The organism is Desulfuromonas acetoxidans DSM 684 (genome assembly GCF_000167355.1).
GTDB classification, from domain to species: domain Bacteria; phylum Desulfobacterota; class Desulfuromonadia; order Desulfuromonadales; family Desulfuromonadaceae; genus Desulfuromonas; species Desulfuromonas acetoxidans.
Map to the genome: position 1 here is coordinate 208467 of NZ_AAEW02000004.1, position 18401 is coordinate 226867.

At 53.1% G+C, this 18401-nt stretch carries 17 protein-coding genes; 7 read left to right on the forward strand and 10 right to left on the reverse strand.

Features of this window, described 5'->3' with window-relative positions:
• From DACE_RS04630 to DACE_RS04645, 4 genes are all read right to left on the reverse strand, one after another.
• Complete coding sequence (locus tag DACE_RS04630) at positions 1–876, reverse strand: type IV pilus biogenesis protein PilM (protein WP_005998730.1); 876 nt, start codon at positions 874–876, stop codon at positions 1–3.
• A 223-nt stretch (positions 877–1099) separates the two neighbouring features.
• Positions 1100–3130: an ATP-dependent helicase gene (locus DACE_RS04635; protein WP_005998731.1), complete on the reverse strand. Its 2031-nt coding sequence runs from the start codon at positions 3128–3130 to the stop codon at positions 1100–1102.
• A 224-nt stretch (positions 3131–3354) separates the two neighbouring features.
• Positions 3355–4272: a tRNA modification radical SAM protein MnmL/YtqA gene (mnmL, locus tag DACE_RS04640; protein WP_005998733.1), complete on the reverse strand. Its 918-nt coding sequence runs from the start codon at positions 4270–4272 to the stop codon at positions 3355–3357.
• Positions 4273–4346: 74 nt separating this feature from the next.
• Entirely contained in the window at positions 4347–4649 is a 303-nt protein-coding gene (locus tag DACE_RS04645; RefSeq protein ID WP_005998734.1) for an HNH endonuclease, read from the reverse strand.
• Between the two features lie 262 nt (positions 4650–4911).
• Here DACE_RS04645 and trkA point away from each other — a divergent pair, with 262 nt between their 5' ends.
• Both trkA and DACE_RS04655 read left to right on the forward strand, forming a co-directional pair.
• The gene (gene trkA, locus DACE_RS04650; protein ID WP_005998737.1) at positions 4912–6264 is read left to right on the forward strand and encodes a Trk system potassium transporter TrkA; all 1353 of its coding nucleotides are present in this window, start codon (positions 4912–4914) and stop codon (positions 6262–6264) included.
• Positions 6265–7707 (forward strand): TrkH family potassium uptake protein, encoded by a 1443-nt coding sequence (locus DACE_RS04655; protein WP_005998739.1) that lies wholly within the window; start codon positions 6265–6267, stop codon positions 7705–7707.
• Positions 7708–7872: 165 nt separating this feature from the next.
• Here the strand turns inward: DACE_RS04655 and pgeF are convergent, their stop codons facing one another.
• From pgeF to DACE_RS04680, 5 genes are all read right to left on the reverse strand, one after another.
• Positions 7873–8673, reverse strand: coding sequence for a peptidoglycan editing factor PgeF (pgeF, locus tag DACE_RS04660; RefSeq protein WP_005998741.1), 801 nt, complete (start codon positions 8671–8673; stop codon positions 7873–7875).
• Positions 8663–9715: an RluA family pseudouridine synthase gene (locus DACE_RS04665; protein ID WP_005998743.1), complete on the reverse strand. Its 1053-nt coding sequence runs from the start codon at positions 9713–9715 to the stop codon at positions 8663–8665. Before DACE_RS04665 ends, pgeF begins: the two co-directional genes overlap by 11 nt.
• Positions 9716–9985, reverse strand: a complete 270-nt coding sequence (locus tag DACE_RS04670; protein ID WP_005998745.1) for a hypothetical protein — start codon at positions 9983–9985, stop codon at positions 9716–9718. It lies immediately after the preceding gene.
• A gap of 156 nt (positions 9986–10141) precedes the next feature.
• Positions 10142–10879: an HAD family hydrolase gene (locus tag DACE_RS17055; RefSeq protein ID WP_005998746.1), complete on the reverse strand. Its 738-nt coding sequence runs from the start codon at positions 10877–10879 to the stop codon at positions 10142–10144.
• A gap of 79 nt (positions 10880–10958) precedes the next feature.
• Positions 10959–11285, reverse strand: a complete 327-nt coding sequence (locus DACE_RS04680; protein ID WP_040366198.1) for a cytochrome c3 family protein — start codon at positions 11283–11285, stop codon at positions 10959–10961.
• A 298-nt stretch (positions 11286–11583) separates the two neighbouring features.
• Here DACE_RS04680 and DACE_RS04685 point away from each other — a divergent pair, with 298 nt between their 5' ends.
• The 5 genes from DACE_RS04685 (at position 11584) to DACE_RS04705 (ending at position 15193) form a co-directional block, all read left to right on the forward strand.
• Positions 11584–12453, forward strand: a complete 870-nt coding sequence (locus tag DACE_RS04685; protein WP_005998750.1) for a VIT1/CCC1 transporter family protein — start codon at positions 11584–11586, stop codon at positions 12451–12453.
• Positions 12454–12465: 12 nt separating this feature from the next.
• Positions 12466–12951 (forward strand): MaoC family dehydratase, encoded by a 486-nt coding sequence (locus DACE_RS04690; protein ID WP_005998752.1) that lies wholly within the window; start codon positions 12466–12468, stop codon positions 12949–12951.
• A gap of 20 nt (positions 12952–12971) precedes the next feature.
• Complete coding sequence (locus tag DACE_RS04695) at positions 12972–13568, forward strand: helix-turn-helix domain-containing protein (protein WP_005998753.1); 597 nt, start codon at positions 12972–12974, stop codon at positions 13566–13568.
• 63 nt (positions 13569–13631) lie between these two features.
• Positions 13632–14294 (forward strand): isoprenoid biosynthesis glyoxalase ElbB, encoded by a 663-nt coding sequence (gene elbB / locus DACE_RS04700; protein WP_005998755.1) that lies wholly within the window; start codon positions 13632–13634, stop codon positions 14292–14294.
• A gap of 332 nt (positions 14295–14626) precedes the next feature.
• Entirely contained in the window at positions 14627–15193 is a 567-nt protein-coding gene (locus tag DACE_RS04705) for an elongation factor P (protein WP_005998758.1), read from the forward strand.
• Positions 15194–16151: 958 nt separating this feature from the next.
• On the opposite strand, the gene DACE_RS04715 is transcribed toward DACE_RS04705, so the two are convergent.
• A complete protein-coding gene (locus DACE_RS04715; protein WP_005998762.1) occupies positions 16152–18278 on the reverse strand; it encodes an amino acid permease in 2127 nt (708 codons plus the stop codon).
• Positions 18279–18401 lie beyond the last annotated feature (123 nt).

Here is an 18401-nt window from a genome sequence, read left to right on the forward strand (position 1 = left end):
TCAGCTCCACTCCGTGCGCAGGGCAGCCCCGATGGCTGACAGGCAATGGGATAATTCAGTATCCGGCACCGTACAGTCCGCCAGCAAATCACCAACCTGTAACGGCTTGATTTCCGGAGCGAGATAGCTATCGAGATACGATTGTAAACCGGGAATAGGATCGCTCAACGGTGCGATGTAGACCGTGGAAACCGATTGGCGCGAAACACTGCTTTCGTAATAATCGAGGGAGCGCTGAATCTCAAGGATCACCGCATCAAGGATATTCTGCTGGGCTTCGGAAATTTCCACCCCGTCAATCTCGCCCGCCGGATCAGCCGCGGCAACCAACTCCTGAACACCGAGATTAATGCGGCGTGCCATGCATAACTCGCCATTGCGAACAATGGTAATCAGGCCGCTGTCCCTCCACAAACTCAGCAAAGCCAGGCCACGTCCATCATCGGGCAACAACGACATCAATGAGCGCAAGGCCAGTTCAGGGATATCGATAGCGCCGGTATCCAGTTCAGCATCACGCAGAGTATGCACCACTTGCCACACCTGTTCCTGCGATGCTGCTACGGCAAAGGAGAGCGTCTGGTTTTCAGACGCTTCTGAACTGAAGGTATCGACCACCGCCTGTTCCGCAGGAAAATCGAGCAGATCCTTGATCTGCCAACGCACGGCCTCGCGAAACTCCCCTTCCGGGACATCCGGTGGATCAATCTGGATCAGATTGTAGCTCCCTCGTGCCATGACCGCCACGGTTCGACTGTGGGCTAAGTCATGTTTTTCAACAAGCTTGTGCAGAGCTTCGGAGGTTTGACCGGCAGGACAATACACGCACTCGGCGAACACCAGTTTGGGGTGCAGCTCTTCCTGAACCAGATGCACCAGTGAGACTCCTTCAGAAAAAAAGGAGACCCCTGTCACACCCTGGTGGCGGGATGATTTTTTCTTGAACAGTTTCAGCTTGTCCTCCTGTCATCGGCCGGGGGGGGAAAAGACACCGTGGTAGACTTCTGAGACTGTCGGTTATTTAACCAAAAAAATTAAAAGCACACAAGAACATTAAAACGTGAGCGTTTATAATAAATATCTAAGATTGTGGTCCGGCCTATTTAAGCATGTCCTGAATATTGCTGAAAAAATCGCTAGCCATGGCCTCTTGCTGCTCAGGAGGAGCCGCCTGCCGGTCACCCTTTTCATGAAAAATTAGACTTTCAGGGATTTCACTGAGAAAGCGACTCACCTCGCGTGGCTGCAACCGGCCGTATTTCTTACGTCGCGCAGCACCAAGCAGTGTCAATTGCTGGCGAGCCCGCGTGATGCCGACGTAACAGAGACGCCGTTCTTCACTGACATCCTGGGTTTCCTCAATGGTTTTATTGTGCGGCAGACTACCCTCCTCCATGCCAACCAGAAACACACAGGGGAATTCCAATCCCTTGCTGGAGTGAAGGCTCATCAGCACCACCGCATCTTGCTTCAGTTTCTCCTCTTTGCTGCCACGCGGCGGCTCATCGCGATCAAGCAGGGAGACTTTTTCCAAAAAGCTTTCGAGAGTGGCAATGGCTTCACGTTCTTCATAGGAGGACACCGCATTCACCACTTCATGGAGATTCTCCACCCGACGCCGGGCCTTCTTGGGATCATCAGCCTGGCGATAGAGTTCCTCCTCCAACTGCAGTTCACGGAACAGCTCCTGAGTGGTTGTCACCAACTGACCCGGCTGGCGATAGCGGCGCTGGTAGCGCTCCATTAAAGCGATAAAGTTTTGGATCGCTTCGCCCGCCTTCTCGCCAATTCCTTCGATCCCGGCGCTATGATGAAGGACATCCCATAGGGAACACTCTCCAACCACCGAGGCCTGAATCAATCGTTCCGCCGTGGTTTCACCGATTCCACGTTTGGGATAATTGAGAATCCGCAGCAGATTGACTTCATCCAGCGGGTTGGCCATCACTTTAAGATAGGCCAGAGCATCCTTGACTTCTTTACGGTCAAAAAACTGTTGGCCACCGATTAGCACATAGGGAATATTTTCATAACGTAGCTGCTCCTCAAAGGCACGCGACTGCCCATTGGTCCGGTAAAGGATGGCAAAGTCACGGTATTGGTACTGATGGCGAAACCGCTCGCGGTGAATAACTTCCACCACGGCCATGGCTTCATCCTCTCCATCATCACAGCAGCGATATACCACATCGGCCCCAGCGTCTCCCGCCGTCCACAATTTTTTCCCGTGACGATCCTGGTTATGAACGATCAGCGCGTTGGCCGCTGCGAGGATATTGCCGGTGGAGCGGTAGTTCTGTTCGAGTTTGATCACCCGAGCACCGGGAAAATCCTTGCCAAAATCAAGGATATTGCCGGGTTTGGCCCCACGCCAGCCATAAATGGATTGATCGTCATCGCCGACCACGCAGAGGTTGTGGTGAGCGGAACTGAGCAAACGCAGCATATGGTATTGGACATGGTTGGTGTCTTGATATTCATCGACCATGATGTAACGAAATTGCTGCCGATATCGATCCAGCACATCAGCAAAACGTTCAAACAGGCGGATGGTCAACAGCAAGATGTCATCAAAATCGATGGCGTTACAGGCTTTGAGTGACTTCTGGTAGCGTGGATAGATCTCGGCGGTGAGCACTTCGTATTCATCGCGCGGATTGGCCGTGTAATCATTGGCTTCAACCAGCTCGTTTTTCGCTGCAGAAATCAGCCATAAAATTCGATCCGGATCCACATTGCCACCCGACGGCAACTGGCGCCCCTGAACCATGTCGCGCACCAGGCGCAATTGATCCGAAGTGGGATAGATAGAGAAATTTTTCTTATAGCCGAGCTGTTCGATCTCCTGGCGCAGAATACGCACACCCAGCGAATGAAATGTCGAGATGGTCAGGCCCTTCGCTTTACCGCGACCAACCTGCTCCACCACCCGATCACGCATCTCCCGTGCCGCCTTATTGGTAAAGGTTAAGGCGACAATCTGTTCTGCCGGAACACGCTCAAGCAGATGGCCAATCCGGCAGGTGATCACGCGGGTCTTGCCGGAACCGGCACCAGCCAAAACCAGCAGGGCACCTTCCGTGTGAAGGACCGCCTGACGTTGCGGCTCATTGAGCTGCATTAAATCCATGAAATTACCCTAACAATAAATTGGCCAAGCAACGCTTGATTTCTATATCGCGCTTCGTGTATCTTATCCGCCATGTCACGAATCATCATTCTTCTCATCAGCCTGCTCTGGGCCTCACTGGTCTTTATTTCGTGGGATGGCGTTGCTAAAACAGCACCATTGCCAAACGATTCGTCGCCGTACACCTACAACCAGTAATCCCCCGCCGCTCTGCCTGCGGCACACTACAGAAAACGACACGCCGCGCCCTGACGACTACCACGTCGTTCGAACTCTTCGTCGACGGCATTAAGTACTTCCCATTTTTTCAGCGACCAGCGTGGTGCGAGTAAAATATCGCGTGGACCATCACCGGTCAGCCGTTGAATCATGGTGTCCGGATGCAACCGCTCAATAAAGTCAACCACGGTCTGCACATAGCTGGTCTGGTCAAACAGGGTAAAAGCCCCCTGTTCGTAAAGATCACCTAACGCCGTATCCTTGAGAACATGCAGCAGATGGACTTTTATGCCGTCCACCTTAAGGCGTGCCATCTCATCGGCGGTAGCCATCATCTCTTTATGCGACTCCCCTGGCAAGCCGAGGATAACATGCACACACACCCGCAAACCACGCTGCTTAGCGCGGTTATAGGCATCGACAAAACAGCCGTAATCGTGACCACGCCGCAAAAAATTTAACGTCTTGTCGTGGCAACTCTGTACTCCGAGTTCTAACCAGAAATAGGTGCGCTGGTGATACTCCTGCAACAGGTCGAGAACATCATCGCCCAGACAATCAGGCCGAGTGCCAACAGCCAGCCCAACAACATCCTTTACCGACAAGGCTTCGTCATAAAGAGCTCGCAACACCTCAACCGGAGCATAGGTATTGGAAAACGGTTGAAAGTAAGCCATAAAATGCTTGGCCTTGTACTTACGCACCATGATCTCTTTACCATGCTCCACCTGTTCGGCAACACTGAGACGGCGGGCAATACCAAACGACCCGGAACCATTGGGCTCACAGAACAAACAGCCCGGAGACTGACGATCCGTGCCGCGATTGGGACAGGAGAAACCAGCGTCGATGGAGATCTTATGCACCCGGCCACCGAAACGCTGCTTGAGGTATTGGGAATAAACGCGATAGGCTTTGGACATGGCCTGACTATGCCACCGCCCGGGTCGTGGTGCAAGGATTTTGCCGAACCTCTGGCGTGCATGTTGAAAACAGGTTATTCATGGTCTTTGTGGCTCAAGGTCTGCAGGTATTCTTCCCATTCGCTGGGCAGCAGATCTTTCTTTTTTGAGTTACACGCTTTGCAGGCTGCGACACAATTGCCCTTGGTTGTCTTGCCACCACGCACCAGCGGCACAACGTGGTCGAGGGTCAGCTCTTTGGGGGGAAAATGTTCCCCACAATAATAGCAGCGACCTTCGGCAATCCGGTTTTTCCACCAGCTGGTTTTACGCAATTCACGTGCCTTGGCGCGCTCTTTACGCAACTGCTCTTCTGGAACATCCATATAAAATGTCATGTCGAATTGACCTTTTCGCAAACAGTTGCAGCTAAGCAACTGAATTCATTAAAATATTTACCAGCCTCTTGCAGATTACCCCGAACTGTGCGATGAATAGCCCTGCCGGAAAAAACAGCGATTCGGAACACAACAGAGCACCAGCCGAATCTACCACTCCGGCAGCGCGGGAAACAAGGGGAGAACTCCAATTCTTTCCCCTGCGCCGGATCAGTGGCCTTAAGATGTTTCAGACATCTGCTAAAGGAGAGCTTCACGGTTTATGAAGATACTTATTGTCGGAGCAGGACAGGTTGGCTACTTCCTCTGTGAGCGTCTGGCCATGGAGGGACACGAAGTCACCTTGATTGATCGGGATGAAGTGCATCTGCGTCAAGCCCAGGACCGCCTTAATGTCATGGGCCTCAGCGGCAACGGAGCCAGTGCTGAAATCCTTGAACAGGCCGACATCAAACACACTGACATCTTTATCGCCGTTACCGACCTTGACGAGGTCAACATTCTCGCCTGTCTTCTCGCCCGCGAATATGAGGTTCAGACCCGCATTGCCCGAGTCAAAAGCATCGAGTACCGCAGTCACGGCGCCATTTTATCCAAAGAGAAACTCGGCATTGATCTGTTGATCAACCCTGCCGACGAGGTTGCCGACGAGATTGTCAAAATCACCCGGCGCAGTGGCGCATTTGATGTGGCGGAATTCGTCGAGGGGAAAATTCAATTTCTCGGCTACCGCATCGTTGATGAAAGCCCGCTGTGCGGCATGAGCTTGCGCGAACTCGGCGAACTGCGCGGCATGTATCGGTTTGTCGTTACGGCGATCAGCAGAGCGGACAAAACCATCATCCCTCGCGGAGAAGACCTCATCCAGTCCGGCGACAGTATTTTCCTGTTCGCCCACCAGAACGATTTGCCTGCCATTCAATATATGCTGCAACCCGGTGAAAAGAAAAAGCGCAAAATGCCACGCGTTTTTATCCTCGGCGGCAGCAACATCGGCATCCGCATCGCTTCACAACTGGAGAAACTCCATTACGATGTGCGCTTAATCGACGCCAACGAGCAACGCTGTGTCAAAGTCTCGGCCAAACTGAAAAAAACCATGGTCATCCAGGCTGAGGGTACGGATATCCACGCCCTGGAAGAGGAGGGCATTGCCAGCGCCGATACCTTTATTGCCGTCACCGGCAAGGATGAAACCAACATCCTCTGTTCATTACTGTGCAAACAGCACGGCGTCAAACGCACTCTGGCCCTGATCAACAAGCCGGAACTACTCAGCCTGGCTCCGACCCTGGGCATTGACGCCTGCGTGTCACCGCGTCTGTCAGCCGCCGGTGCCATTCTCAAATATGTGCGCCGCGGCGGGGTTATCTCCCTGGCCACCATTGAGGGCAGCAACTCCGAAGTCCTCGAATTTGAGGTGAATGCCGACAGCACGTTCGTCAACACCCCTCTCAAAGATCTTAATTTTCCGGCCGGAGCGATTATCGGCGCCATCGTTCAAGATGACCGCTATGAAATTGCCACCGGCGATTCAACCCTGGCCATCGGCGACCGGGTGGTGGTGTTTGCCTTACCGGAAGCCCTGCCCAAAGTGGAAAAGTTTTTTGAATAAATGAGCATCCTGTTTGTTTTCCATATTCTCGGTGCCCTGTTGACCTGTCTGGCCCTGACCCTGCTGTTGCCGATCCCGTTTTCCTATTACTATCACGACGGCAGCGCCACCGCGTTTATCTGGGCCGCATCCATCTGTCTGGCGGTTGGCATGGCTCTGATGAAACTGTTTAAAAACAAAAAGGAACTCTCTGTACGCGAAGGCTTTGCCGTGGTCACTTTCGGCTGGCTCGTCTTTGCGCTGTTCGGCGCCCTACCCTACCTGTTTTCCGGGGCGATCACCTCGCCGCTGGATGCGGTCTTTGAAACCATGAGCGGTTTCACCACCACCGGCTCCACCATCCTGACTGAAATTGAAGGGCTACCGCAAAGCATTCTGTTCTGGCGGGCACTGACGCACTGGCTGGGCGGCATGGGAATCATCGTTTTGAGTCTGGCCATCCTGCCGATGCTGGGTGTCGGCGGCATGCAGCTGTTTCAAGCGGAAGTGCCCGGCCCAACAGCAGACCGCCTCAAACCACGGATTCAGGACACCGCCAAACTGCTGTGGGGCGTCTATGTCATCCTGACAGCGATAGAAACCTTGCTGCTGATGGGCGGCGGCATGACCTTTTATGATGCGGTTTGCCACGCTTTCGCCACATTAGCTACGGGCGGCTTCTCAACGCGTAACGCCTCGGTCGCCGCCTACGACAGTGCCTATATTGACTGGGTCATTACCCTGTTTATGTTTCTGGCCGGGGTTAACTTTTCACTGCACTATTACGCCCTCAAAGGGCGTATCGGCGAATATTTTCGAAACGAGGAGTTTCGCTTTTATCTGACCATCACCGTCAGCGTCACTCTGCTGCTGGTGTTCCTCAACCAGGGAACGGTCTACACCTCATGGATCGATAATCTGCGCTACAGCGCCTTCCAAACCACGTCCATCCTGACGACAACCGGTTTCGGCACCGCCGATTTCGAACTGTGGCCGGTACTGGCCCAATACCTGTTGGTGTTCATGATGTTTATCGGTGGCTGCGCCGGGTCAACCGGCGGCGGCATGAAAGTGGCTCGACTGCTGCTGTTGTTTAAACATGGCACCGTGCAGCTCTACCGCCTGATCCACCCCCGCGCCATCCGCCTGGTGAAACTGGGCGACCAACCGGTGGCACCGGATGTCATGCAGTCCATCCTCGGCTTTTTCGCCCTGTTTATGGGTGTTTTTGTCACTGCCTCCTTCCTGATGGCGGCCAGTGGCATGGATCTGATCTCTGCGGCTGCGGCGGTTATCGCCACCCTCGGCAACATCGGCCCCGGCCTCGGCTCCGTCGGCCCGGTAGACAATTTCGCGGCTGTTCCCGAGTTTGGCAAAGGCGTGCTGATTCTCTGTATGTTGCTGGGCCGCTTGGAGCTGTTTACCGTTCTGGTGTTGTTCCTACCATCGTTCTGGCGTAAGTAGCTGATCTCTTCTCGCCTGACGTCTAAAGCACAAAACGCCAACATCACAGTCAACCCATCCGGGTCTCAACAACTCCGTGGTGAGAAATCCAATAAAAAAAGACAGGCTGCATCACCAACCTGTCTTTTCAGAAATTTATCAATCTTACGAGGATTTCGGTCGGACCTATTCGTCTCGAAACAGCACAAACCCCATCTGGCGTCCGGTTTTACCACCATCACGACGATACGAGAAAAACAGTTCACGCTGATTCCAGGTACAGGCATCCGCACAATCGATATTTTTCTTTTTAATCCCAACCTGGTCCAACTGCAGCAGACAGCTTTTCAGCAGATCCACCTGCCATTTTCCCAAGTCAACTTCCGTGGCAATCTCACCCCAGTGACCGGTGCCGTTGCGGAACCCTTCACGCACTTCCTTACCAACCTCGTAATGCTCGGCGCTGATACCGGGGCCGACCGCTACCAGCAGCTCTTCTGCGATGCTGTTGAACTCTTCGCGCATGGCGTCAAGGACTTTGCCGATCAGACCATTGGCCGCGCCGCGCCAGCCTACATGGATCACAGCGGCAACACGTTGTTTGGGATCAAAAACAATCAGCGGATAACAGTCAGCGACAGTGACACCCAGCATCAAACCAGGCTGGTTGGTAATAATGGCATCGGCTTCGACATCCTGAAAATGGCTGACATCGTAATTCTTTTTATCCACAACAACAATGTCACTACCATGGACCTGATTCACCAGCAAAAGATGATGCAGCGGCAACTCAAAGGCGTGCAGAAATGTAGAACGGTTGCCCTCAACATTATAGGCGGCATCCTCGGTGTTGCTCCCTAAATTAAGAGAGTTATAGGGCGGACGGCTGACACCACCGTTACGTGTGGTTACACCGGCAAACAGGGTCTTTCCGTCACACCAATCTGCCTGCAGACAGCTGATTTTTCCATATTTTTCAAGGTTCATGGGTCATGCTCCCTTCTGTGTTCTCATCGACATCAATCCCGACCGGATCATAGGCCTCGGACAGGGACGACTGTTCTACACCATATTTGTCGTCGAGAAAAGCCACAATTGATGCCAAGTCTCCAGGAAGATCACTGGTGAACTCGAGATAGTCACCGGTTCGCGGGTGAATGAACCCGAGTAAGCGGGCATGCAGAGCCTGTCGATGCAGAGCATGGACTCGATTGCGCACTTCCAGATCGTTGATGCCATTGGCCCGCGTCCGGTTACCATAGAGCGGATCACCGACCAGAGGCAAATTCATCTCCGAAAGATGAACCCTGATCTGGTGGGTTCGTCCTGTTTCAAGACGCATCTCCAGCAAGCTGAGCCGATCGGCATCGTAACGCCGCAGCACTTTCCAATGGGTCACTGCCCGTCGACCACCGCGCCCCTTTGAGGTCATTTTTTTACGGTGGGTGGGATGACGGCCAATGGGAGCATCAATGGTGCCACGAGCATTTTGAACCTGACCGTGAACCAGAGCCACATAGCGACGCTGAATCGAATGATCTTTGAACTGGGCTGCGAGATGATTGTGGGTGACATCATTTTTCGTTGCCACCATGACACCGGATGTGTCCTTGTCAAGACGGTGGACAATTCCCGGCCGCAGTTCCCCCCCGACACCACTGAGGTCGTGGCAATGATACAACAGGGCATTGACCAGGGTTCCCGAGCTGTGTCCGGCGGCAGGATGCACCACCATACCGGCCGCTTTATTGATCACAATCAGATCGGAATCTTCATAGAGGACAGTAAGCGGCAGATCTTCCGGGAGGGTTTCGACAGATTGGGCTTGCGGCAGAGTCACACAGACCGTTTCTCCACCACGCAATTTAGCTCCGGCCTTGACCGTCTGATCATTGACACGCACCAGACCGTCATCAACCAATTTCTTCAATTGGGAGCGCGTCAGCTCAGGAAGCTGGCGCGTCAAAAACCGGTCCAAGCGTTCCGCAGCCTGGCCCGGTTCGATGTAAAACGTCAAATTTTCATTCATTTACCAGATCGAGCTTTCTATTTTCCCGGCTTGTTTGATCATGACATCGACAATCGCCCGATCAAACAACTGATCCCGGTTTTCCAATGTTTCCGAGACCCGTTCGGCAAAATGCTCCCGCCCTTCCTGCAGCTCTTCGGCGAGAAGATCAAAAATATTGTCGTTCTTGATCCCCTCTTCCACTTTATCTGGATTGTACAAGGCAATATCCGACACGATGGCTCGTGCCAGACGAAACGCCAGTTCAGGATCTTCTACACGTCGCGCCATCAACTTCTCCTGTCTGTGTCAAGATATATGCGCCGAAATGGGGGGAGGTCGCTACGACCTGTCAACAGTCCAGAAAGATTAACTAAAAAGCCAGGGGTTGTCAAACTTAGCAATCTAATTGAATAATTTGGCACCCATTAATTTTTCTCCACGCCATCAGGAGAGGGCCGGAAGCTGTCCGAGAAAGCGGAACAGATCCAGGTGACTACCGCGAAAATCGGCAACAAATTGTGGACTACGATCAATCAGCCAGGTATCGACCAAAAAGGTAGTCATCCCCAGATGGCTGGCCGACAGATCGTGTTCCGTATCGTTGCCAACCATCAGACACTGCTCGGCCGAGCATGTCAGTTGCGCGAGAATATCTTCAAAATAGTGGGGATTGGGCTTGCAGTAACGACTGTTTTCAAAGCTGGTGATCAAGCTGAAATCCTCTGTTTTCATTCCGCCCCAGTTCAAGCGAGCTTCCACCAAAGCTCGAGGAAACACCGGATTTGTGGCCAGCACAAGCTCCAAACCCTTCTCCCTGCAACGCTGAATCAGCTTGGCGGCCAGAGGCAACGGTTGCACCAGCGGACTGAGCAATTCCATGTTGTAGCGAAAAAAATGGTCCAAACCATCGCGGAACTGCTGGGCGGGAATCCCCAAGTCCTGTTCAATCACCTGCCAATAAAACTGTTCATTGGTCTGGCGTCCGTCATCGCTGTCCAGCAATTCAATGGTGCGACGAATCATCTGGTCGATAAACGGGCGTGGCGGCATCTGCGGATCAATGCAGCTCGCCAGATGTTCCAGATAAGCGGGAACAAACTTGTGCATATCAACATTGATCAGCGTACCGTCGAGATCGAACAGCACTGTAGTGATTTCCTGAGGTATTGTCTTTGCCGTCATGAAACTCCAGACACCAATTCAACAAAAAAAGGAGACAGCACAGGCCGTCTCCTTTTCGTAAACTAACTTCCGGTTCGGATTACTTGCTGTGACAGAACGTACAGGAAGCCATATCCTCAACCTGCTCGTGACACCCGCCACACAGCCCGTGACCGGCAGACATGCTGGAAACATCGATCTTCGCAGGCTCACCTTCGTGGCAACTGCTACAGTCGTTGTCCATCATTTCCTTATGCATGTTGTGATCAAACGTGATAACGCCTTTAGTGGCACCTTCGTACTTGTAAACCCCTTCCGGCAGTACCTCGACTTTTACAATCGGTGCCGTGGTTCCGTCCTGCTGAGCCAGGAAAACCGGCACACATGCAAATACTACAGCGAGTACCGCAAACAACAAATTCTTCATCCACTCAACTCCTTTTTTCGGACTACCATAACAATTCATTGAAACTACCAGCTCCCTTTTCTACCTCGAACCCGAGATGATGTCAATTCAGATTTCAGCATAATCAGCCAAAAATCGTCTAAAAACATCTATTTATTCCCCGCGTTCTGTATACGATAATGCTTTTTCAAACTTTCATCTTGCCGTGACTACCGCTATACTGTTGAATTTATATGTCACATTGAACCAATTTGATTCCAATCAACAGTTTTGAGGAGGGCCTTGCCGGGAAAACCCCTGACGTGCAGGCATATCATCCATGAACGAAAAAACACGCAACTATCTTATTTCTCTACAGAAAAACGAAATAACCGAATATCACATCTACACTAAATTGGCCAAATCGATCCGCAGTAAAGACAATGCAGCCATCCTGCAGCGGGTTGGTGACGAGGAACGCCGTCACTATGAGATCTGGAAAAACCACACCAAAACCGACGTGGCACCCGATCGCGTTAAAGTCTGGCTGTATTATCTGATCAGTCTGATTTTCGGCTTCACCTTCGGCATGAAGTTGATGGAACGGGGCGAAGTGGGCGCCCAAACTAACTACAAATTGCTCAGTGAAGAATTTCCCGAGGCCGCCCAAATTGCTGCCGAGGAAAAAGAGCATGAGATGGAATTGCTCGCTCTTCTCGACGAGGAGCGGCTGCACTACACCGGTTCCATCGTTCTCGGACTCAACGATGCCCTGGTCGAACTTACCGGTGTGCTGGCCGGTCTGACTCTGGCCTTGCAAAACACCCGGCTCATCGCTCTGGCCGGACTGATCACCGGCATTGCCGCGTCACTGTCCATGGCCTGTTCTGAATATCTGTCGATGAAAAACAGTAACGGTGAAGAGAAACACCCGGTCAAAGGCGCTGCCTACACCGGCATTGCCTATGTCTCAACGGTGTTCCTGCTGATTCTGCCATTTCTGGTGTTTGAACACTATTTTGTCTGCCTGTTCTTCAGCCTGGTCGCAGCCGTCGCCATTATTGCCGGCTTCAACTATTATATTTCCGTTGCTGAAGACCTGACATTCAAAGACCGCTTTCGCGAGATGGCCGTGCTCAGCCTTGGTGTTGCCGGACTGAGCTTCCTTATCGGCTATGTGGTGCGCGTTTTTCTCGGTGTTGACATCTAGCAGGAGATTGCCATGGACGCGACTCGGGCTATTGGCCAATTGATCGACTTTATGACGCCGAAATTCGGCACTCTCATCCACACGGGTCCCTGGTTGACCATCGATCAACAGCGCATTGATGCTTTTGCCGACGTCACCGGCGATGAACAGTGGATTCACACCGATCCGCAACGCGCCAAAGAGCAATCCCCCTATGGCACAACCATCGCTCATGGCTATCTGACCCTTTCGCTGCTGCCCTTTTTGACCCAGAGCAACCATCCGGATTATTTTTCTGACAACTATCCGGGAATGCGGTTGCGGGTCAACTACGGACTGAACAAGGTCAGGTTTCCGTCTCCGGTAAAAGTGGATTCGGCGCTGCGCGCCCATACCACGCTGGCTTCAGCCCGCGCCTTGGATGACTGTGTCGAAGTTATTTATTCAATAACAGTTGAGATTCAGGGGGAAGAAAAGCCCGCCTGTGTCGCTGAATTTGTTGCCCGGCTTTATCCCTGAGCCGGTACGGGACAGGACTGATGATGGAAAATATTCGCGAAGAGGTCAAAGAGTTGCAAATCGGCATGAAAGTGCGCAACCTGCGCCAGGAACGACGCATGACGCTGCAGGATCTGGCCAACATGACCCGGCTCTCCAAGCCGTTACTGTCACAGATTGAAAACAATCAGGTCATTCCACCGCTGTCGACGCTATTGCGCATTGCCAAAGCCTTTGAGGTCAGCCTCAACTGTTTTTTTGAAGACGAGCGGGACAATACCCAGTGTGTTGTCGTGCGCGCCGGTGAGCAGCACATTCGCCAACTGCGTGCCGCCCAGACCCACGGCAGCCAATCGTACACCTACAACTCCCGAGCATTCGGAAAAACCCGTCATAACATGGAACCGTTTGATGTGGAATTTTTTGCCCGTGAATGGAGTGATGACCTTCTGGTGCGCCATGAGGGGGAGGAGTTTCTTTACGTTCTTGAAGGGCAACTTGAATTCCGCCATGGGGACCAGACTGTCCTCCTCAATCCCGGTGATTCGGTGTACTACGACTCCACAGAACCACACGGCTACATTGCCCGCAGCGAAACCCAGCCGCGCGCGATTGCTGTGCTATACTCAAAAAACTAAACAGGAGGAAACATCAAAGTCCTCCCCTTTTATGAAATCTGACGACAACAAGGAGAGAACGCTATGGCAAAAGTTGGTGTTGTATTAGCGGGCTGCGGCGTCTACGACGGCAGCGAAATTCATGAATCCGTGATCACCCTGCTGGCCCTCGATCGGGCCGATGCAGAGATCGTCTGCATGGCGCCCAACGCCGAGCAACTGCATGTGGTCAACCATCTGACCGGTGAGGTTGCCGAAGGGGAAAGCCGTAACATTCTCGTCGAATCGGCCCGCATTGCTCGTGGCAACATCAAAGATATCGCCACAGTGTCCGCAGCAGACCTTGACGCTCTGGTGATCCCCGGCGGTTTTGGCGCCGCCAAAAACCTGTGTGACTTTGCCGTCAACGGCCCTGACTGCCAAGTAAACCCTGAGGTCAGTCGTCTGGTTATGGAAGTGGTTGATGCCAAAAAACCACTGGCTGCCATCTGCATCTCCCCTGCCGTCATCGCCCGCATTCTCGGCCAGGCCGGCAAATCCCCGCAAGTCACCATCGGTAACGATAGCGGCACCGCTGAGGCGATCAATGCCATGGGAGCCCAGCATGTTAATAAAGCGGTGGAAGAGTTTGTTGTGGATGAAAATCTCAACATCCTGACCACTCCGGCATACATGCTGGCAGGCTCCATCAAGGAAGCCGCCGACGGCATTGAAGCCACCATCACAGCATTGATGGCGCGTCTCTAACACCTTTTTTACGACTGACTCTTTCCATTTAAACGGCCAGGCCCCTTGTGCCCCTGGCCGTTTGTTTATTCCCCATCATAAAAGTGCAGTTGCCCAGATCGCTCGCCTGCGGTATAAAAACGCCATCCCTAGCCCGTTTGGTTAGTTGTTTGTATGAATTTTCTGCTGTCAAGGCGTGCCGCCGCTGGCCTGGCCTAAGCCAAGCCGAGAAGGCAGAACGCAGACAGCGGTAAAAAGGGCCAGAATTGGACTCTGGAACTAACCGCACGGGACACTAGTTATTTTTTGACCTCTTCACGGTGGGCGACGCCCCCGAACCAGGAGTTTTCTCTATGATCCTCGCTTCCGATCTTAAACGCGGCATGGTGCCTCTGCTTGATGATGCCCCGTGTACTATTCTCGACGTCAGTTTTCAATCGCCCACAGCACGTGGCGGTAACACTCTGGTCAAAACCAAATACCGCAACCTGCTGACCGGACAAGTGCTGAATAAAACCTTCAAATCCGGTGACAAGCTCGACGAAGCCGACTTTGCCCGCCGTAAAGGGCAATATCTGTATGCCGCCGGTGACGACAGTGGCGTGTTTATGGATATGGAGAGTTATGAGCAATTTGAGATCACCGGTGAGATGTTCGCCGAGATCAAAGGTTATCTGACCGACGGCCTTGAAGTGACACTCGGTGTCTTCAATGAGATGGTGGTTCTGGTGGAGTTGCCGATGACCGTCGAGTTAACGGTAGAGGAAACCGCACCTTCGATCAAAAACGCCACAGCCACAGCCCAGACCAAGGAAGCGATCCTCGAAACCGGCATGGCCATTCAGGTGCCGGGCTATCTGGAAAGTGGTGAGCGGATCAAAGTGGATACACGGGAGAATCGCTTTATCTCCCGCTGTTAATCATAGCGCTATCAACCATCGCAAGGCAGCCGAAAATCATCTTTTCGGCTGCCTTCATTCCTCACCAACACCTATAAAAGGTTCACGCGCCTAGGCAGGGTGGGCATTGCCCACCCGTTTTACCCAAAGATGATGCGCTGCACGATTCGTCGACCTAAAGGCCGGCGAGCCGAATCTGCGAAGCATAACGGAAACAGACTCATTGACTTTGATCTTGAGCTTCAGTGGTTTGCAACTTGAAACGAGTCGCACCAGCGAACTTCATCCGTTCTCATAGTTGGTGCCCACGTGACGCGGGCTTCCGCGCCCGCACGTCGGGGCACTTTTGCGTCGACAAAAGTACCGCAAAATCGACTCCCGTCATTGCACCCTTACGGGTTCCCTCTCTCCATTCTCTTACATCGCAATGTCGGCAAAACTCGCTGACGCTCAAACAGGTTGCCGACAACCATTGCGCTGACGTTCATTGCGTTCGGTGCTACTGAACGGGAGGGCTTGGCTGCTGAATAACACACGACTGCAGGGTGGGCACCGTCCCACCCATTTGATCGGTACCACACCAGAGATAGAGCGCGACTGAAGATTGTTATCAACGTTTTACGCCAAAGCTGATGAGACGCACGATTCGCCGACCTAAAGGGCGGCGAGCCGAATCTGTGACGCATCACGGAAACAGACTCAGTGTCGGTGGATCCAGGTTCAGGAGGTGTTCAAGCCGGTTTTTGCATCCTTTTGAGCGGCCAGTCAAAAGGATGTCGGCTGCCGGGGCGAAACCCGGCGGTTTTGGTTTTGGTTTTGGTTTTGGTTTTGGTCCTGGTCCTGGTCCTGGTCCTGGTCTTGGTTCTGGTCCTGGTCCTGGTCTTGGTTCTGGTCCTGGTCCTGGTCTTGGTTCTGGTCCTGGTCTTGGTCTTGGTCTTGGTCTTGGTCTTGGTCTTGGTCTTGGTCAGGAAGACTCAAATTATTCTTCCAAACTTTGCTCCGTAGAACACGTCGCCCCATCCGGCTGATAACGACGCCGAATATCATTGAGTGCCGTCTCATCACCAATCACTGTCAGACGATCTCCCTCAAGCAACAAGGTCCGCCCGTTGGGAACAAAGGTTTTCCCCCGCCGGGTCAGAAACGCCACCAGGCACCCTTCACCAAACACCACATCGTACAGAGGTCGACCGATCAACTCATGGGCCGGAGTCTCATCGTCCAGACACAACAACAGAAAACGATCACTTTGCAGCAGCGCCTCTTTAAGCGCGTTTCGCTGCTGCGCCCCCAGCCATTGATCAGCAAAGCTCTCTTCATCAACCCGTTCAGCAATGCGCGCCAGAATGCGCAAATGCTGCGAAGGGTTACTGTCGGGACTGACAAGAAAAAACAGCGCCTTGACCCTCTGGCTGCCCTCCTCTTCGAGGGTTTGCGGATTGTAGCGGGCCATGCGCACACCATTGCGGGCACGCATCAGCACCATTTCCGATTGACTGATGGCTGTGGAGCGAAAATGGGGCAAGGCCACCCCACGCGTCACCGGTGTCGCACCAATGCGGGTGCCAACCATAATCTGCTCGACAATCTCGTCACTGGTCAATGGAATCACCTTTTCCAGCTTGTGGGCGGCGATGGTCAAGGCGGCCTCAAACGAGCACTCCTCTTCAAGGTCAATCACCTGACTGCGCAGCAGAATCTCATCAAACGGATCATCATCACGCAGCCCCTTCTCTTTAAGAATGCCACGCAACTCCGTGTCAAGCCCCTGGTAACGCAGATGTCCCAACCGCTCAAACACATGGAAGATCGCTCCAGTGCGTGCGACACGCGGTTTGCCATAGGAAAGGTACCAGACGACGGACACCAGAATCAGGGCAAGTGAAAACACGATCGACACGGTTCCCATTTCAACGATAAGAATCATCGGAAAAACAATGCCGGCAATCTGCATCCACGGGTAAAAGGGCGATTTGTAGCCGGGATCGTATGAATCGATACGGCTTTCGCGCATCACAATAACCGCGGCACACACCAAAGCAAACATCAGCAACTGAAAAGCACTGGCCAGCTTGGCAATCTTTACCGGATCAAAGAAGACAATGGTCGCCACAAGGACCAGTAAGGTCACTAGAATGGCATTGGTGGGTGAACCGAACCGGCCGAGGCGACGGAAAACCGACGGCAACAGATGGTCTCGACTCATGGCCAACGGATACCGCGACGCACTCATCATCCCGGCATTGGCGACGGAAATAAACGCCAGCAGTGCGGCAATGGACAGCAGCAGCTTACCGGTCTCCCCCAGCGCATAATCAGCCGCGACAGCAACAGGCGTCAGACTGCCCTGCAGCTCGGCCTGAGGAACCAGACCGACAATAATAGTGGTGCCAACCAGATAAACGCCCACGGCCGTTGTCAAGGCAAGGATCACTCCCCGTGGCAGATTGCGTTCCGGGTCTTTGACCTCTTCGGACAAACTGGCAACTTTTGTCACACCGACATAGCTGATGTAAACCAATCCGGCCGTGGACAGGATCGCGTCCACTCCTGAGGCGAGAAAACCTTCAAAGTGAGCAGGCTGTAGCTGCATCCCACCAGCACCAAAGAACACGACCAGCAACACCAGCAAACCGATCACCAAGAGGATCTGCAGGCGCCCCCCTTTTCCGGCCCCAAACAGGCTGAGGCCACCAAGGGCCAGAGCGGTGATCACTGCGACGGGAACAATGTGCAGTTCCGGCATATACAGGGCAATGTACGCCCCCATGCCGACCAGGGCGAAGGCCACTTTGAGAATCAGAGCCAGCCAGGTGCCCAATCCGCCAATGGTTCCCCAGGCCGGACCAAGTGCTCGATCGAGAAAATAATAAACGCCACCGGCACGCGGCATGGCCGTGGCCAACTCGAGAATACTGAACATGGCGGGGAACAGGGGCAATGCAGCAATGGCATAAGCGAGAATCAGGGCAGGACCGGCTTGCTGTGCCGCTAATCCCGGCAACAGAAAAAAACCGGCACTGAGTGTTGCGCCTGTGGCAATGGCATAGACATCGAGCAGACGCAGTTCTTTTTTTAACCGTTTGTGCTTGATGGGGTCCGCCATAGTGCTCCTTTTGCGAGAGAGGCAATGCTGTTTACAGCATATCAATGATGCCGAGCAAAAAAAGGCGGGTCAACCGTTTTCGAACACATGGCAACGAAAAGAGCCACAGGCATCCGCGAAGGA

Coding starts and splice junctions, on each gene's coding strand:
- DACE_RS17055 (WP_005998746.1), bottom strand. CDS start 10,879: ATGACGGCAAAGACAATACCTCAGGAAATCACTACAGTGCTGTTCGAT.
- DACE_RS04635 (WP_005998731.1), bottom strand. CDS start 3,130: ATGGATTTAATGCAGCTCAATGAGCCGCAACGTCAGGCGGTCCTTCAC.
- elbB (WP_005998755.1), top strand. CDS start 13,632: ATGGCAAAAGTTGGTGTTGTATTAGCGGGCTGCGGCGTCTACGACGGC.
- DACE_RS04715 (WP_005998762.1), bottom strand. CDS start 18,278: ATGGCGGACCCCATCAAGCACAAACGGTTAAAAAAAGAACTGCGTCTG.
- DACE_RS04705 (WP_005998758.1), top strand. CDS start 14,627: ATGATCCTCGCTTCCGATCTTAAACGCGGCATGGTGCCTCTGCTTGAT.
- mnmL (WP_005998733.1), bottom strand. CDS start 4,272: ATGTCCAAAGCCTATCGCGTTTATTCCCAATACCTCAAGCAGCGTTTC.
- DACE_RS04685 (WP_005998750.1), top strand. CDS start 11,584: ATGAACGAAAAAACACGCAACTATCTTATTTCTCTACAGAAAAACGAA.
- trkA (WP_005998737.1), top strand. CDS start 4,912: ATGAAGATACTTATTGTCGGAGCAGGACAGGTTGGCTACTTCCTCTGT.
- DACE_RS04670 (WP_005998745.1), bottom strand. CDS start 9,985: ATGGCGCGACGTGTAGAAGATCCTGAACTGGCGTTTCGTCTGGCACGA.
- DACE_RS04680 (WP_040366198.1), bottom strand. CDS start 11,285: ATGAAGAATTTGTTGTTTGCGGTACTCGCTGTAGTATTTGCATGTGTG.
- DACE_RS04655 (WP_005998739.1), top strand. CDS start 6,265: ATGAGCATCCTGTTTGTTTTCCATATTCTCGGTGCCCTGTTGACCTGT.
- DACE_RS04645 (WP_005998734.1), bottom strand. CDS start 4,649: ATGACATTTTATATGGATGTTCCAGAAGAGCAGTTGCGTAAAGAGCGC.
- DACE_RS04690 (WP_005998752.1), top strand. CDS start 12,466: ATGGACGCGACTCGGGCTATTGGCCAATTGATCGACTTTATGACGCCG.
- DACE_RS04665 (WP_005998743.1), bottom strand. CDS start 9,715: ATGAATGAAAATTTGACGTTTTACATCGAACCGGGCCAGGCTGCGGAA.
- DACE_RS04695 (WP_005998753.1), top strand. CDS start 12,972: ATGATGGAAAATATTCGCGAAGAGGTCAAAGAGTTGCAAATCGGCATG.
- pgeF (WP_005998741.1), bottom strand. CDS start 8,673: ATGAACCTTGAAAAATATGGAAAAATCAGCTGTCTGCAGGCAGATTGG.